This window comes from Nannocystis punicea (assembly GCF_026965555.1).
Taxonomy (GTDB): domain Bacteria; phylum Myxococcota_A; class Polyangia; order Nannocystales; family Nannocystaceae; genus Nannocystis; species Nannocystis punicea.
This window is the reverse complement of sequence record NZ_CP114040.1, coordinates 10,282,353-10,298,108: the sequence shown is the minus strand read 5'-3', so window position 1 is coordinate 10,298,108 and position 15,756 is coordinate 10,282,353. Positions and strand designations below refer to the sequence as shown.

The following is a 15,756-nucleotide window of genomic DNA, read 5'->3' as shown; positions in this document are numbered from 1 at the left end:
GTCCCTTCGGACCGGACCCGGGAGCGCCGCTACTTGTCGGTCAGCGGCAGCGACCGGTACTTGTGGCTGATCTGGATCGACTCGGCCTTGGTGACGGTGCGCCGCCCGCCGTCGACGCGGGCGATCTGGGTGACATCGTCGAAGCCGTCGGGCAGCGCGACGACGATGTTGACGACGTCGCTGTCGGGCTGCGGCCGGACCTCGGCGGCGTGGGCGGCGATCTGCTCGCCGCCGGCGAAGAACTCGACGCTCTGCACGGCGCTGAGGTTGGTCTGGTCGACCGCGCCGGGGGTGGTGATCCACGACTCGGTGCCGTCGGGGTAGACCATGCCGAGGAGGATCGCGCCGTCGTCTTCGGGCGCGGGCGCGCCGGACATCTCCCACGAGCTGAGCTGCTGGATGGTCGGATAGACCTTGTTCCACCCGAAGGTCGAGGCCCACACCGGGTGGCAGTAGGTCATGTAGTCCTTGTGCACGGTGGGGTGATAGAGCTTGAAGTTGATGACGCCGAAGCCCCACTCGCCGATGTCGCCGCCCTGGTGCGGATAGGTGTTGTCGGTCCCGGCCTCGCCGCTGCACGCGATGTGGTAGCGGCCCTGGGAGTGGCCGACCTCGTGGACGAAGGTCTCGGCCGACCAGTCGACGTTGTCCTTCAGCGACAGACCGGACGAGATCCGCTTCCACGCGTCGCTCTTGCTCGCCCCGCTCGGGATGTCGATCGCCTGCCCGCCGGCGCCGCCGAGGCCGCCCGAACACACGTCGACCAGGCCGAAGTAGTACATCTCCGGCGGCGCGCCGTCCTGCTGGCGCAGGTCGACCATGAACTGGTTGAGCTGGCCGAAGTAGGTCAGCTCGCCCTGCCAGTCGATCGGCTCGTGCATCGTGATCTCGAGCTTCTCGACCGGGTTCATCATGAACATGAAGTTCTCGAACTTCTTCATCGTCTCCGCGGACGTGTCCGGCTTGGTGATGCAGCCGCCGAAGTTGTAGTTGTACGGGACGATCGTCACCTTCATGCTCTGGTAGCTGTCCTCGATGCCGATGAAGGCGTTGCCGGACAGCGGCAGGTTGGGCGCGTTCTTGCCGGCCGGGGTGGCCGGATCGATCAGCGCCCAGCCCTTCTCGGTCTCCCACAGCTCGATGCGGTACTTGAGCCCGGGGATGACCTCGCCCGGCATGAGGCCCCAGAAGAAGCTCTTCTCGAGGTTGCCGACGAAGGACGCGCCGTCGACCATCGCCTTGGCCGTCAGCACCTTGTCGCCCTCGGGGTAGCCGCTGATGATCAGCCGGCCCTCGATCTCGCGCGGGACCCAGTCGTCGGGCAGCTTCTTCCAGAACGCGCGGATCAGCGTGAGCCGGTTCTGCAGCAGGTACGAGGTGCGGTCGGAGCCGCCGACGCCGCCGCCGTCGCGGCCGATCGCCACGCCGATGCCCTGGTTGGCCTCGACCCACTCGAGCTCGATGCCGCCGACCGCCTGCACCGGCACGAACGGCTCCGCGGTGTCGGTGGTGGTCGGCACCGAGCCGTCCGAATCGCTGTCGGTGACCCCCGCCGTCCCCTCGGGCGCGTCCGTCGCGTTGACGTTGGTGGCCAGGCCGTCGGAGGCGCCGGTGTCGTCGCCGCACGCAGGGGCGAGCGCGAGCGCGAGGGCTGCGGAGATCGAGAGCTGGGGGCGCGTCATACGGACACGCTATCCGGCGCGCGCGGGCCCGACAAGCGCGTCGTTCGGTCGCGGTGCTAGGGCCTGTGAAGATCTCGAGGCGAAGCGGCCCGGCGGGTGCGCTCAGCGCCGGCGCAGACGCGGCGAGCGGACGAGGATGACGGTGAGTCCGAGCACAGCGCAGAGGGCCACCGCCGGTGCAGCGATTCGCAGCAGCGCGGCCGGGTCGCAGGCGGGGCCGGCGACGACGCAGACGAGGAACACGAGCGCGACCCCTGCCTCGCCGCCGCCGAAGCAGCGCGCGCCGAAGCGCTGGCCCCGGCGCAGCCAGAACATCAGGCCCGCGAGGGTCAGGGCGCCGAGCACGAGACCGCCGGCGACGGCCCCCGTGCGGCCGAACGCCGCCGTGAGCCCCGGGAGCACCTGCGCGGCGCCGAACTGGTCGCGCACGGGCGCCTGCATGCCGGCGAGCAGCAACTCGGCCGGGTGCGGCGTATAGAGCGAGTAGCCGGGGTTGCCGCTCGGACGGAGATCGCGGTGAAGCGGAATTAACACCGGGCCGTCGGGGCGCGGCGCAGGCACGCGGGTGGCCGCGCGGACCTCGGCGGCGAAGCGATGGCTCGGCGGCGAGAGCCGCGGCGCCCCGTGCTCGGGGTGGGTCCGGGCCAGCTCGCCGAACACGATCGCGGGGTCGGCGCTGGTGAAACGCAGGCGGCCGAACGCGAGCCGGCTGCGCACGGGCACGCGCACGTCGAGCTCGGGGTCGTCGCGGTGGGGCAACACCGCGACCGTGAGGCCGGCGAGCAGATCCCACGGCGGGACCTCGAGCTCGCCGAGGCGATTGATGAACCCGAGTTCCAGGCCGCGCGCGGGCGCATCGAGGCGGAGATGCACGCGCTCGTCGTACGTCAGCGAGGCCCCGGGCGCGGCGGCGAAGGCCAGCGGCGGCGCCTCGGTGGCGCCGCCCGGATCGAGGTACGGACCGGCGTAGCCGAGGGTGATAAGCTCGCGCAGGCTCGGGTCGGCCGGGGCGTCGGCGGGGCGCGGCTCCTCGTAGAGGAGGTGGCGGGTCTGGTTGCTCTCGAGAGTGACGGCGGCGCGGACGCTGGCGGTGAAGCGATAGTCCCGCAGCGGCACGTACGGCCCGTCGAGGTCGCGCGCCCGCATCAGCTGCGACAGGTTGATGTTGGGGTCGCGCGGGCGCAGCTTGTAGAACTCGCCGACGCGGGTCTGCACGCGCTCGCGGGTGCAGGCGATGTGCACGTCGAAGCCGGGGTTGCCGGCGCGCGCGGGGTCCTTGTCGCGCAGGATGACGCTGTCGACGTCGACCGCGACGGCGTAGGTCGGCACCACCACGAGGTTGTCGCCGGGGATGACCTCGCCGGCTCGATGCCCGCGCGGGTCGGCGCGCAGCACCACCTCGTAGCGCTTGCCCGGCTCGAGGCCGAGGCCCTCGGCGAGCACCACCGTCTGGCCGTAGTCGCTCGGCTGCAGGCCGACGCCGAGGTGCTGCTCGAGCGCGACGGCGCCGGCCGGCGCGCCGGGCAGGGCGCTGGGCTGCGCGGAGAACACCGGCGCGCGCGGGTCACCGCCCGCGAGCACGAGCAGGCCGGCGAGGGTGGCCGCCACGGCCGTCACCGGGGCGACGCCGACCAGCCGCTCGGCCGGCTCCGACGGGTCGCCGTCTTCCGCGCCGCCGGTGCCGGGGCCCGCGGCGAAGCTGCTCCAAAGGACAGCCTGGCCCGCGGCCGCCAGCGCGCCGGCCAGCGCGGCCTCGCCCGACCATGCCCCTTCGACCATGGCCGAAAGGCCAGCTGCGATCGCGCCGGGGACGGCGATCAGGGCGGCCAGCGCCAGCGTGGCCCACGCCACCAGGGCGAAGGCGGCCAGGGCGTCGACGCCGGCGAGGTCGTCGGCGGCGGGCCGGCGGCGGGCGACCAGCGCGAGCGCCAGCACCAGCCCGGCGAGCAGCGGCCCGGCCGCCCAGGAGGCCAGGCCGACGCCGTCGCGCAGGACCTCGGCGCCCTGCTGGGCGAGCAGCAGCCCGCCGGCCGCGAGGGCGGCGCCCAGACCTGCGCAAGCGGACAGGAACTTCAAGACATGTCCGAAGCGACCGGAACTTCGAGACACATCATCGACCGGACCGGCGTCGGCGAGGCGCGCCTCGGCCCAGTGGAGGCCGGCGCCGAGCAGGGCGGCCAGCCACCACCAGGCGATCGCGCCGGGGCCGCCGGCCGCGAGGGCGAACGCGGCCCCGACGACCGCGCCGAGGCCGGCGCCGGCCAGGAGGCGGCGGCGCGCGCGGCTGGGGCGGAGCGCCTGCGCCAGGCCGCGGAGCTGCGGGGCCGCCCCGAAGGCGGCGACCAGCAGGCCGGCGGCCGCGAAGACGGCGACGAGGAGCGCGAGCAGGCCGGAGATGGGGTCGAACATGCGTCAGGGGCGAGGAGATCGGAGGCGCACAGGAATCGAACCTGCCCAGGGCGCTCCTCGCACCCCACTCCGGTGTTGAAGACCGGGGGCCGCACCAGCGAGCCGAGCGCCTCCGCGGCTGAGGATAGCGGAAGCGCGCCGGCGAGGGAACGGCGTGCGGGTCACATCTCCGGCTCGCCGGCGATGCCGCACACCTCACGGCAGCCGGTCACGTCGAAGAAGGCCTCGCTGCGGCCCTGGAACACGTACTGCGAGGTCAGGCCGTTGCTGTCGAACACGCCGAACGGCAGCGGCCGGTAGCGGTACGTGTCGTTGTACGTGTCCGGGCTGTACTCTTCCAGCTCGATCCGGACCCCGTTCTTGGGCGGGACCACGCCCGCCGCGATGTCCTCCTCGCTCGGCTCCGGCGGCGCGGGCTGGCTCTTGGGCACGAACTCGGTCCAGGTCATCAGCGTCTCGTCGTACTCGTAGTTGAAGCAGCGGCAGTAGTAGCCCCCCTGCTCCTTGCCGATGTCGCACTGGCTCGACTTCACGCCCTGGTCGCCCATCGAGTCGTTACACGCCGCCGTGGCCACGATCTTCGCGTCTTTGTCGTAGAAGATCATGTACTTCTCCTGGCGCAGGCCGGAGCCGAAGTCGCCGATGACGTCGCCGTCCTCGAGGGCGAACAGCGAGAGCACCCAGGTGCCTTGCTCGTCGAACAGCGGGATCGGTTCTTCCTTGCACCCGGCGGCGAGGACCGGGAGTGCGCAGGTGGTCGCCACGAGCGCGCGGATGAGAGCAGTCTTGTGCATCGGGCAGTGTCCTCGGTGGCGCACGCTACCACAAGCGTCATCGCCGCGCGCGCTCCGCTGAGCGCGTGGCGGTCCGCACGGCGGGCCTCGTCGACTCCGCGGAGCCGTCGTTGACAGCGAGGACGCAGGTGTTTAGCTTCTCGCGCGCGGTGCCCGCAAAACGCGATTACTATGAGGTTCTCGGGGTCGAACGAACGGCCCCTGCGCCCGACATCAAGCGCGCCTATCGCAAGGCCGCGATGCAGTGGCATCCCGACCGAAACCCCGGCAACCCCGAGGCCGAGGAGCGCTTCAAGGAGGCGGCCGAGGCGTTCGAGGTGCTGAGCGACGACGGCAAGCGTCGCCTCTACGACCAGTACGGGCACGAGGGCCCGTCGCGCGCCGGCTTCTCCGGCTTCCAGGGCACCGACGAGATCTTCAGCCGCTTCGGCGACCTGTTCGGCGACCTGTTCGGCAACCTCGGGTTCAGCGGCGGCCGCCGCGACGGCCCGCAGCGCGGCGCGGACCTCAAGACCCGCGTGGTCATCCCGTTCGCCGAGGCGGTCGCCGGCGTCGAGCGCGAGCTCACGGTCCAGCGCCGCGAGGCCTGCGAGGACTGCAACGGGAGCGGCGCGGCGCCCGGCACCAAGCCGCAGACCTGCAGTCAGTGCGGCGGTCACGGCCAGGTGATCCACCGCCAGGGCTTCTTCACCATCCAGACCACCTGCCCGCGCTGCCAGGGCCAGGGGTCGATGATCACCACCCCGTGCAAGACCTGCTCGGGCACCGGCGCGGTCCAGCGCGAGGCCACCCTCAAGGTCAACATCCCCGCCGGCGTCGACGACGGTCAGACCTTGCGGATCCCCGGGCGCGGCATGGCCGGCGTCAAGGGCGGCCCGGCCGGCAACCTCTACGTCGAGGTCGCCGTCCAGCCCGACGAGCGGTTCCAGCGCGACGAGTACGACGTCCACTCGAAGGTCACCGTCTCGATGGTCCAGGCGGCGCTCGGCTGCACGGTCAAGGCCGCGACCCTGTCCGGCGACATCGACCTCGAGCTCGAGGCCGGCACCCAGCCGAACCACGTCGTCACCCGCAAGGGCAAGGGCGTGCCGGTGATCGGCGGCCGCGGCTTCGGCGACCACCACATCCACGTCGAGGTCACCGTGCCGACCAAGCTGTCGGGCGACCAGGAGGACCTCCTGCGCGAGCTCGCCGAGCTCGGCGGCGAGTCCGTCGCCGAGCCGAAGAAGGGCTTCTTCAGCAGCCTGCGCCGGCGCAAGCGCGGCTGCTGAGCGCCGGCTCCCTGTCAGTCGGGGCATGTCCATCGGGACATGCTCGTGGGAGCATGCCCGAGGAGACCTGTCCGAGCAGACAGCCTCAGGCGCGCTGCCCGAGCAGGCGGACGGCGGCCCGCTCGCGGACCACGCCCTCGCGCAGGACGCGGGCGTAGAGGCGGCTCCAGCCGGGGTGCAGCTTGGCGGAGATCCGCTTGAACTCGCCGCCCTTGAACGAGCCGGCGATCGTGTTGCACGGCGGGGCGGGGCCGGTGATCTCGAGCAGCACGTCGTCGCCGACGGCCAGGCGGTCGCCGACGCCGAGGCGGTCCCAGTCGAGGCCGGCGATCGTGAGGTTCTCGCCGGTGGTGCCCGGGGCGATCGGGTGGCCCTCGCCGGCGAGCGCCTCGATGCGCTCGAGCGCGAACAGACAGACCGCGCGGTCGGGCCCCCCGTGGTGCTTCAGGTCGCGCTGGCGGTCGCCGGCGACTCCGCTGCCGGTGACGAGCGCCAGGCCGACGGCGTGCTTCGGCACCCCGCCCTCGGGGTTGACGTGGACGCCGACGACGACGCCGCTCTCGCCGTCCGCGCTCATGACCTCACTTGGGGTCGCCGCAGCGCTGCAGCGCCTCCATCGACTCGGCCGCGAGGGCGCAGCGGACCTCGGCGGAGGTGCCCTCGCTCAGGCACGTGGCCTGGAGGTCCTTCGCCATGTCCTTCGCCAGCTGGGTGGTCTTGTCGGCCTCGGCCGCGTTGACCCCGCCGGTCATCAACTTCTCGAAGTGCGCCGCGAACTGGGCGCACTCCGCCTCGGTCGCCTTGCCGTTGGAACATGCCCCAAGGAGCAGGACGAGAGACGCGCAGGCGGAGAGGGTGACGTGTCGCATGAGGGGTCCTCGGGACTGGCTTACGGGCGAAGGTAGACGAAGTCGAGGCGCGGTTGCGCGCAGCCCGTCGTGCGGCCGAGGACGACGCCCTAGCCGGCGCTCATGAACGGATAGCGGTAGTCGCGGAGCGGCGTGAAGGTCTCCTTGATCGTCCGCGGGGAGATCCACCGCACCAGGTTGAGCAGGCTGCCGGCCTTGTCGTTGGTGCCGCTGGCCTTGCTGCCGCCGAACGGCTGCTGGCCGACCACCGCGCCGGTCGGCTTGTCGTTGATGTAGAAGTTGCCGGCCGCGTGGCGCAGGGTTTCGGTGGCTTCGACGATCGCCGCTCGGTTCTCGGCGAAGATGGCGCCGGTCAGCGCGTACTCGCTGCCGCGCTCGCACAGCGCCAGCGTCTCCTCGAAGCGACCCTGCGGGTAGATGTGGACCGTGAGCACCGGCCCGAACAACTCCTCCTTCATCGTCCGGTAGTCGGGCTCGACCCCGGCGATGACCGCCGGGCGGATGAAGAAGCCGGTCTTGTCGTCGCTCTCGCCGCCGATGACCTCGCCGACGCGCCCGCCCTGGCGGCTGCGCGCCTCCTCGATCGCCTCGCGCAGCTTGGCGTAGCTGCGGGCGTCGATCACCGCGCCCATGAAGTTGGTGAAGTCGCTGACGTCGCCGACCTTGATGCCGGCGATGCCGTCGGCCAGGATCTCCCGCACCTGCGGCCACAGGTTGTCGGGGATGTACGCCCGCGAGGCCGCCGAGCACTTCTGGCCCTGGTACTCGAAGGCGCCGCGCAGCAGGTTGTGCGCCAGCGACTGCACGTCGGCGCTCGGGTGGGCGAACACGAAGTCCTTGCCGCCTGTCTCTCCGACCAGGCGGGGATAGCTGAGGTAGTTGTCGATGTTGTTGCCGATCGACCGCCACATCTGCTTGAACACCGGGGTCGAGCCGGTGAAGTGGACGCCGGCCAGGTCGCGGTGGGCCAGGACCTGCTCGCCGACGGCGGCGGGCGAGCCGGGAACGAAGTTGATGACCCCCGGGGGCAGGCCGGCCGCCTGCAGCAGCTCCATGATGACCGCGCCCGACAGCACCGCGGTCGAGGCCGGCTTCCACACCACGGTGTTGCCGCACAGCGCCGGCGCCGTCGGCAGGTTGCCGGCGATCGACGTGAAGTTGAACGGCGTCACGGCGAACACGAAGCCGTCGAGCGGGCGGTACTCGACGCGGTTCCACGTGCCCGGCGACGAGATCGGCTGCTGCTGGTACAGCTGCGTCAGGAAGTGGACGTTGAAGTTGAAGAAGTCGATGAGCTCGCAGGCCGCGTCGATCTCGGCCTGGTGGGCCGTCTTCGACTGGTTCAGCATCGTCGCCGCGTTCAGCTTGTCGCGGAACGGCCCGCGCAGCAGCGCCGCGGCCCGCAAAAAGATCGCCGCCCGCTGGTCCCACGGCATCGCCGCCCAGTCGGCCCGCGCAGCCTGTGCGGCGGCGATGGCGTCGCCGACCTCGCGGGTCCCTGCCTGGTGGAACCCGCCGAGCTCGGCCTTGCGGTGGTGGGGGCAGATGATGGGGCTGATGTTGCCGGTCCGGACGGCCTTGCCGCCGATCCACAGCGGCAGGTCGTGCTTCTTGGCGGCGAGATCGGCGTAGCAGGCCTTGAGCGAAGCGCGTTCCGGCGTGTCGGGCGCGTACGTGCGCACGGCTTCGTTGACGGGGTCGGGGACGCGGAACAGGCCAAACGACATCAGGGCGGTCTCCAGGCTGGCGCAAGCATGCACGGAATCCCGGCCGTCGGCGACGGTCGTGGTGGCTCCAGGCATGCCGCCCAGACGGGCGCGAAGGCTATCAGGCTCCGGGCTCGCTGACAGGGGTCTGCGCGCGCGCGATCGCGCACGTCAGCGTCGGCGACGGCGATAGAGGAGGGGGCTGAGGACCGCCAGGCTGAGGAGGGCTGCGGGGCTGGAATTGGCGGCCACATCGCAGCCGCGGCGGGTCGCCGGCGCCGGGGCGTCGAGGGCCGGCGGGGCGGCCGGGGGCTCGATGCGCGGGGGTTCGCGGCTCTGCGTCTCGGGCGACGCCGGAGCGGGAGGCGGTGTGCCGGCGCCGAGCGCCGCGAGATCTTCGTCGGCCGTGCCGATCTGGCGGGTGCGTGAGCACATCGTGTCGCCGAGATCGCCCTCGGGGGTGCGGTGGGCGTAGACCAGGTAGTTCTTGCCGAGCACGAAGCTGCGGCCGCAGGCGGCGCTGCTGGAGCGCGTGACGATCGACGTCGACGCCGGCAGCTCGCCCTTGAACACCCGCTGGACCGAGAGCACGTAGCGGACCATCCCGGTGTCGGAGCTCTGGACGACGTCGACGCGGCCTTCGAAGACCGCTTCCGCCTGGTCGCGGGCGACCGTGGGCGCGGGCGGCGGCATGCAACTGCAGGCGTGCACCTCGTGAGGAACCGCCCACGCTGCGACCGCGATGAGGCTCACGGCGAGGAGGATTGGGCGTTGCCGGTGCAAGTCCCGCAAGCTAACCACGCACCGGCGCGCCCGGCAAGCGGCGTGCCGGCCTCGGGGCCTTCTGGCGCTCGACGATCGTTCGATCGGAGCGCGGCCCTGAACGAGGTTATTTGCGAGGAAGCCAGCGATGTTGACGGTATCTGAGATCACCAAGTCGTACGGCGGGAAGGTGCTGTTCGACGACGTCACGACGTCGTTCGAGCCCGGTCACCGCTACGGTCTGACGGGGGCGAACGGCGCCGGCAAGTCGACCTTCATGAAGATCCTCGCCGGCGAGCTCGACCCCGACAAGGGCGGCGTGTGGAAGCCGCCGCGGACCCGCCTGTCGGTCCTTCACCAGGACCACTTCCGCTACGAGAGCTGCCGGATCCGCGACGTCGTCATCATGGGCAACCGCCGCCTGTGGGACGCGATGGAGGAGAAGGACAAGCTGCTCGCCAGCGGCGACATGAGCGACGAGGTCGGCATGCGCCTCGGCGAGCTCGAGATGATCATCAGCGAGGAGGACGGCTACGGCGCCGAGACCGAGGCCGAGCGCCTGCTCGAGGGCCTCGGCATCCCGGCCGCCGAGCACGAGCAGCCGCTGTCGATCCTGACCGGCGGCATGCGCCTGCGCGTGCTGCTGGCCCAGGCGCTGTTCGGCAACCCCGACATCCTGCTGCTCGACGAGCCGACCAACCACCTCGACCTCGAGTCGATCCACTGGCTGACGAACTTCCTGCTCGAGTATAAGGGCGTGCTGGTCGTCATCTCGCACGACCGCCACTTCCTCAACGAGGTGTGCACCCACACCGCCGACGTCGACTACGAGAACATCATCACGTACACCGGCGGCTACGACGACATGCTGCGGCAGAAGATCCAGTACCGGATCTCGGCCGAGAAGCACAACCAGAGCAAGCAGAAGCGGATCTCCGAGCTCAAGGAGTTCATCCAGCGGTTCGGCGCCAACGCCAAGAAGGCCAGCCAGGCGCAGTCGCGGCGGCGCGCGATCGCCAAGATCGAGCTGGTCGACCTCAAGCGCAGCAACATCCAGCGGCCGTTCATCCGCTTCGATCAGAAGGCCCCGAGCGGCAAGCTGGCGCTGTCGGTCGACCGCCTGTGGAAGTCGTTCGACGGCAAGCCTGTCCTCAAGGACATCACCTTCAACGCCACCCGCGGCGAGAAGATCGCGGTCGTCGGCCCCAACGGCATCGGCAAGACGACCCTGCTCAAGTGCATCGCCGGCGCCTACGAGCCCGACCGCGGCAAGCTCACCCTCGGCCACGAGGTCGTGCTCGGCTACCTGCCGCAGGACCACGAGGACGCGCTCGGCAACGTCGAGAACCGGACCGCGTTCCAGTGGCTGTACCAGTGGGACCCGAAGTCGACGGTCGAGGAGATCCGCGGCCTGCTCGGGCGCATGCTGTTCCCGTCCGAGGACGCCGACAAGCCGGTCAAGGCGCTGAGCGGCGGCGAGACGGTGCGCCTCTTGCTGGCCAAGATGACGCTCATCAAGCCGAGCCTGCTGCTGCTCGACGAGCCGACCAACCACCTCGACCTCGAGTCGATCCGCGCCCTCACCGAGGCCATGCAGAAGTACGAGGGCACGCTCATCTTCGTGTCCCACGACCACGCCATGGTCTCCGAGGTCGCCACCCAGGTGCTCGAGCTCAAGGGCGACAAGGGCTACGACCTGTTCCCCGGCAACTACGAGGAGTTCCTCGAGAAGACCGGCAAGGCCCCCGGCCGCTGAGCCCCCGCTCCGGGCGACGTCCAGGCGACATGTCGCCGAGGACATGTCGCCTGGGCCCTGTCCTGAGGGTCCTGTCCGTGAGGGCAGGGCCCTCAGAACATCTTCTTGGCGGCGTTGATCTTCTCGACGTACTTCTTGCTGCCCTCGGGCACGCCGCGCTTGCCGGCCTTGCGCCACTTGAGCACGTGCCCGGGCCCGCCGTGGTAGGCGGCCAGTCCGAGCTCGGTGTTGCCGTCGAACTTGCGGATCATGCGCGCGAGGTAGAGGCTCCCGGCGCGCACGTTGAAGCCGGGGTCGAGCGGGCGAGAGCGCTCGCCGAGGCTGTTCGCCAGCTCGCGCGCGGTCGAGGGCATCAGCTGCATCAGCCCCTGGGTCCCGCCGGGGCCGCGCGCGCGGGCGTTAAACTTGCTCTCGACCCAGATGACCGCGTTGATGAGGCGCGGGTCGAGCTTGTTGCTCTTGGCCGCCGACTGCACGTGCGGCTGGACCGCCGCGATTTGGTCGCGCTGCCCAGCAGGCCAGCGTTCGCAGGCGTCTCCCCCGCCGTCGCCAGCAGGTTCCGCCGAGGCCTGGGCGGGAGATCGCGCAGGCTCCAGGCGTGAGGTCGCACAGCCGGGGCCGCTCAACGCGACCCCAAGCAACATCCAAACAACGGTCCATCGCGCAGGGCGGAGGCTCCGGGAGGCCGGCGGCGCGGTCGAAGGCTGTAGGGTAGTCATGGGTGTGAAATATCCTACATTGTCCGGGGGAGACCCAGAGTTTAGCGAAAAATCGAGGCCGGCGTGCATCTCGCCACGCGTGCTCTAAGGGAATGTTCGTAAGATGGGTTCTCGTAGCTCGCCTCGGCGAGCAGGCAGGAGCGGAGACATGGCTTTGAGGGCAGACGCACTTCTCCTCCTCTGCGGCGCGGCCGTCGGGGTGCCGGCGGCCGCCGCGGCCGCCGACGGCGAGCGTTACGACCCCTACGCGAAGATGGCCAGGGGCGCGCATCACTACGACATGCGCGAGGTGTTGCAGTCGCGTGGCGAGTTCGTGGCCGAACCGGTCGAGCAGCCGGACCTGTCCCAGCTCGACACCCTGCCCCTGAGCGCGCGCGCGTCGGAGCCGCTGGCGCCGGGGCAGCTGCCGGAGGGCTGGGTGCAGCTCGGCGAGGTCGTGCAGCGGCGCGAGATCGCCGAGGGCCGCAAGCAGATCGACCCGAAGCCGCTGCCGGCCTGGGAGGACATCGAGGGCAACCAGTACCCGCGCAAGGGCACGGTGTTCCTCAACTTCAACGGCGGCATGCTCAAGGCCGGCGACGACAACTCGGCCGAGAGCAAGTCGATCCTGGCCCGCCACAACCACCCGTATCCGGTGTTCAACGGCTCGGAGGCGACCGCGCTGACCCTGATCCAGGCGGTCCAGCAGGACCTCGAGACGCTCGGGATCCGCGTCCTCTACCTCAACCGCCCGAGCAAGACCGTGCCCTACACGATGGCGATGGTCGGCGGCTCGTGGACCGACACCAACATCGACTCCCCGGCCGGCGGCGTCGCGCCCGGCACCGACTGCGAGGACCGCGACCAGCGCAACGTGGTCTACGCGTTCGACAGCAGCTCGGCGACGATCAGCCAGGAGATCGCCCACGCGTGGGGCCTCGACCACACGCTCGGCAGCGATCGGATCATGAGCTACCAGGCCGGCAACAACAAGCACTTCGGCGACAACTGCCAGGCCCTGTGCGAGGAGCAGTGCCAGGGCCCCGGCACCATCGGCTGCCGCCTGATCCACGAGATCTACTGCGGCGTGGGCAGCGAGCAGCAGAACGACCTCGCGGAGCTCAACAAGATCTTCGGCACCCCCGAGCCCGACACCGAGCCGCCCACGGTCAACATCCTCCCCGACGGCGACGTGCTCGAGCTGGAGGTCGGCGCCAACATCGAGGTCAAGGCCGACATCCACGACAACTACGGCGGCGTGGGCTGGAGGATCACCGTCAAGCGGGACGGCGAGGTGGCGCTCGACGAGGTCGACTACGAGAAGGTCGGCGCCTGGTACTTCTCCAACCTGGCGGCCGGCACCTACGAGGTCGTGCTCGAGGCCGAGGACCACGCCGAGCACGTGGTCCAGGACAAGCTGACCATCCTCGTCGGCAACTCCGAGGCGCCCACCACCAGCGCCGGCGACAGCGCGGGCGACACCGACACCGATACCGGGACCGACACGGCCGGCGACACCGGCGACGACACGAACGATCCCGGGAGCGCCAGCGACAGCGAGACCGAGGGCCCGGGTGCGCTCGAGAAGGACGGGTGCGAGTGCCGCAGCAACCCCGGGCAGGGGGCGGGCAGCGCGCTCGGTCTGCCGCTGTTGGGCTTGTGGCTGGCCCACAGGGCTCGCCGCCGGCGCCGGGCCTGAGACCTCGCGGCGGCCCACGCGCGAATACGCGCGTGACCTCCGCCGCGCCCCCGCGGCTTGACCGGCCCGGGCGGCCACGCATATAAGCCTGTTCCCTCGCGCCCGGCCGAGGGTCTCGAAGATCGATCCGGGCGGTCGCAGCCACCATCTGGCTGCCGCGTGGGCGGGCGAATCGCCCCAGAGAGTGCGAGCGCTTCGTGTCCGAGAACCAGCAAGCCATCATTCGTACCGGCGGGAGGCAGTTCCGCGTCAGCACCGGTTCGGTGCTCCGCGTCGAGAAGCTCCCGGTGGAAGCCGGCGCCACTGTCAACTTCGAGGTGCTGCTCGTCGGCCAGGGCGACGCCGTGAAGATCGGCAAGCCGCTGGTCGCCGGCGCCAAGGTCGAGGCCAAGGTCGTGAGCCACGGGCGCGGGTCCAAGCTCATCGTCTACAAGTTCCGCAAGCGCACCAACTACCGCAAGAAGCAGGGCCACCGGCAGGCCTACACCGAGGTCAAGATCACCTCGATCGCGGGCTGAAAAGCGCCGCTGGAGAACGACGATGGCACATAAAAAAGGTCAAGGTTCGATCAAGAACGGCCGCGACTCGAACGCGCAGAACCGCGGCGTGAAGCGGTTCGGCGGCGAGGTCGTCCGCGCCGGCAACATCCTGGTTCGTCAGGCCGGCAGCAGCTTCCACGCCGGGCCGAACGTCGGCACGGGCAAGGACTACACCCTGTTCGCGCTGGTCGACGGTAAGGTCCGCTTCTACAAGCGGGGCCACGAGCGCAAGGCGTTCATCGCCATCGACCCGCTCGCGGCCGAGGCAGACACTGCCGCCGCTGCGGAGTGAGCGATGCGCTTCATCGACCAGGTCCGGATCGTCGTCCGCGCAGGGCGAGGCGGCGACGGGCTGGTCGGCTGGCGCCGTGAGAAGTTCGTGCCCGACGGCGGTCCGGCGGGCGGTGACGGCGGCAAGGGCGGCGATGTCGTCTTTGTCGCCGACGATCATTTGACGACGCTGCTGGACCTGAAATTCCGCCAGCACTTCGCGGCCGAGAGCGGGCGCCCCGGCGGGCCGAACAAGATGACCGGCCGCTCGGGCAACGATCTGCGGATCCGCGTACCCGTCGGCACGACGGTGTTCTTCGAGGCGCTGGCCGGCGAGCCCGGCGAGCGCCCGCCGTGGCTGGCCGACGACCTCGACGAGGAGCTCGACCAGATCGGCGCGATCGCCTGGACCGACGACGGCACCGACATCCCGGAGCCGGTGCGGGTCCAGAAGTCGGGGCCGATCCGCCGTGCGCAGGCCGAGAAGGATCGGCGCGAGACGGAGCTCGAGCCCGGAGCGCAGCTCGGCGACCTGACGTTCCACGGCCAGGAGCTTGTGGTGGCCCACGGCGGCCTCGGCGGCCGCGGCAACGTGCACTTCCGCAGCTCGACCAACCGCGCGCCCGACTTCGCCGAGCCCGGCATCACCGGCGACGCGTACTGGCTGCGCCTCGAGCTCAAGCTGCTGGCCGACGTCGGCATCGTCGGCTTCCCCAACGTCGGCAAGTCGACCTTCATCCGCGCGATCAGCCGCGCGCGGCCGAAGGTCGCCGACTACCCGTTCACCACCCTGGTGCCGCAGCTCGGCGTGGTCGCGCTGGCCGGCGAGCGCTCCCTCGTGGTCGCCGACGTGCCGGGCCTGATCCACGGCGCCAGCGAGGGCCGCGGCCTCGGCCTCGACTTCCTGCGTCACCTCGAGCGCACACGCGTGCTGCTGCACCTGCTCTCGCCCGACCCGACGCCCGGCCGCGATCCGATGGTCGACCTCAAAGCGCTCGAGAAGGAGCTGGCGCAGTACGGCTCGATGTTCGAGGGCCGCCCGCGGGTGGTCGCGCTCAACAAGGTCGACACGCCCGAGGGCCAGGAGGCGATGGGCCCGCTGCGCAAGGCGCTGCGAGCCCAGGGCATCCCGCTGTTCCCGATCTCGGCGCGCACCGGCGAGGGCGTGCCCGAGCTGCTCGAGGCGCTGTGGCGCCGCGTCGACATGGTCCGCCGCGGCGGCGTCTCGGGTCCGACGCCGGCGAGCCAGAGCTGACACGCAGGACATGCCCGCTCGGGCAGGTCCTTTCGAGCATGACGAA

At 70.9% G+C, this 15,756-nt stretch carries 14 protein-coding genes and 1 tRNA gene; 6 read left to right on the top strand and 9 right to left on the bottom strand.

Annotation, left to right across the window (positions count from 1 at the left end; genetic code table 11):
- Positions 1-29: 29 nt before the first annotated feature.
- From O0S08_RS39475 to O0S08_RS39460, 4 genes are all read right to left on the bottom strand, one after another.
- Entirely contained in the window at positions 30-1,682 is a 1,653-nt protein-coding gene (locus tag O0S08_RS39475; RefSeq protein ID WP_269034647.1) for a hypothetical protein, read from the bottom strand.
- 102 nt (positions 1,683-1,784) lie between these two features.
- On the bottom strand, positions 1,785-4,091 hold the full coding sequence (locus O0S08_RS39470; RefSeq protein WP_269034646.1) for a hypothetical protein: 2,307 nt from the start codon (positions 4,089-4,091) through the stop codon (positions 1,785-1,787).
- An 18-nt stretch (positions 4,092-4,109) separates the two neighbouring features.
- Positions 4,110-4,205 (bottom strand) — tRNA-Sec (locus tag O0S08_RS39465).
- A gap of 47 nt (positions 4,206-4,252) precedes the next feature.
- Positions 4,253-4,885, bottom strand: a complete 633-nt coding sequence (locus O0S08_RS39460; protein ID WP_269034645.1) for a hypothetical protein — start codon at positions 4,883-4,885, stop codon at positions 4,253-4,255.
- Between the two features lie 149 nt (positions 4,886-5,034).
- On the opposite strand from O0S08_RS39460, the gene dnaJ reads away from it, so the two are divergent.
- Positions 5,035-6,156 carry a molecular chaperone DnaJ gene (gene dnaJ, locus O0S08_RS39455; RefSeq protein ID WP_269034644.1) on the top strand — a complete coding sequence of 374 codons (1,122 nt, stop codon included), beginning with the start codon at positions 5,035-5,037 and terminating at the stop codon, positions 6,154-6,156.
- A gap of 85 nt (positions 6,157-6,241) precedes the next feature.
- Here the strand turns inward: dnaJ and O0S08_RS39450 are convergent, their stop codons facing one another.
- The 4 genes from O0S08_RS39450 to O0S08_RS39435 all read right to left on the bottom strand — a co-directional run bounded on the left by O0S08_RS39450 (position 6,242) and on the right by O0S08_RS39435 (position 9,484).
- Positions 6,242-6,733: an MOSC domain-containing protein gene (locus O0S08_RS39450; RefSeq protein ID WP_269034643.1), complete on the bottom strand. Its 492-nt coding sequence runs from the start codon at positions 6,731-6,733 to the stop codon at positions 6,242-6,244.
- A 4-nt stretch (positions 6,734-6,737) separates the two neighbouring features.
- A complete protein-coding gene (locus O0S08_RS39445; RefSeq protein WP_269034642.1) occupies positions 6,738-7,025 on the bottom strand; it encodes a hypothetical protein in 288 nt (95 codons plus the stop codon).
- An 89-nt stretch (positions 7,026-7,114) separates the two neighbouring features.
- Positions 7,115-8,752 (bottom strand): L-glutamate gamma-semialdehyde dehydrogenase, encoded by a 1,638-nt coding sequence (gene pruA / locus O0S08_RS39440; RefSeq protein WP_269034641.1) that lies wholly within the window; start codon positions 8,750-8,752, stop codon positions 7,115-7,117.
- 150 nt (positions 8,753-8,902) lie between these two features.
- Positions 8,903-9,484: a hypothetical protein gene (locus tag O0S08_RS39435; RefSeq protein WP_269034640.1), complete on the bottom strand. Its 582-nt coding sequence runs from the start codon at positions 9,482-9,484 to the stop codon at positions 8,903-8,905.
- A gap of 157 nt (positions 9,485-9,641) precedes the next feature.
- Here O0S08_RS39435 and O0S08_RS39430 point away from each other — a divergent pair, with 157 nt between their 5' ends.
- Positions 9,642-11,249: an ABC-F family ATP-binding cassette domain-containing protein gene (locus O0S08_RS39430; protein WP_269034639.1), complete on the top strand. Its 1,608-nt coding sequence runs from the start codon at positions 9,642-9,644 to the stop codon at positions 11,247-11,249.
- A gap of 92 nt (positions 11,250-11,341) precedes the next feature.
- On the opposite strand, the gene O0S08_RS39425 is transcribed toward O0S08_RS39430, so the two are convergent.
- Entirely contained in the window at positions 11,342-11,725 is a 384-nt protein-coding gene (locus O0S08_RS39425) for a lytic transglycosylase domain-containing protein (protein WP_269034638.1), read from the bottom strand.
- A gap of 391 nt (positions 11,726-12,116) precedes the next feature.
- Here O0S08_RS39425 and O0S08_RS39420 point away from each other — a divergent pair, with 391 nt between their 5' ends.
- From O0S08_RS39420 to O0S08_RS39405, 4 genes are all read left to right on the top strand, one after another.
- Positions 12,117-13,646 (top strand): MYXO-CTERM sorting domain-containing protein, encoded by a 1,530-nt coding sequence (locus O0S08_RS39420; protein ID WP_269034637.1) that lies wholly within the window; start codon positions 12,117-12,119, stop codon positions 13,644-13,646.
- Between the two features lie 197 nt (positions 13,647-13,843).
- The gene (gene rplU / locus O0S08_RS39415) at positions 13,844-14,164 is read left to right on the top strand and encodes a 50S ribosomal protein L21 (RefSeq protein ID WP_269034636.1); all 321 of its coding nucleotides are present in this window, start codon (positions 13,844-13,846) and stop codon (positions 14,162-14,164) included.
- A gap of 22 nt (positions 14,165-14,186) precedes the next feature.
- Positions 14,187-14,477, top strand: coding sequence for a 50S ribosomal protein L27 (rpmA, locus tag O0S08_RS39410; protein WP_269034635.1), 291 nt, complete (start codon positions 14,187-14,189; stop codon positions 14,475-14,477).
- A gap of 3 nt (positions 14,478-14,480) precedes the next feature.
- Positions 14,481-15,710 carry an Obg family GTPase gene (locus O0S08_RS39405; protein ID WP_269034634.1) on the top strand — a complete coding sequence of 410 codons (1,230 nt, stop codon included), beginning with the start codon at positions 14,481-14,483 and terminating at the stop codon, positions 15,708-15,710.
- Positions 15,711-15,756: the final 46 nt, after the last annotated feature.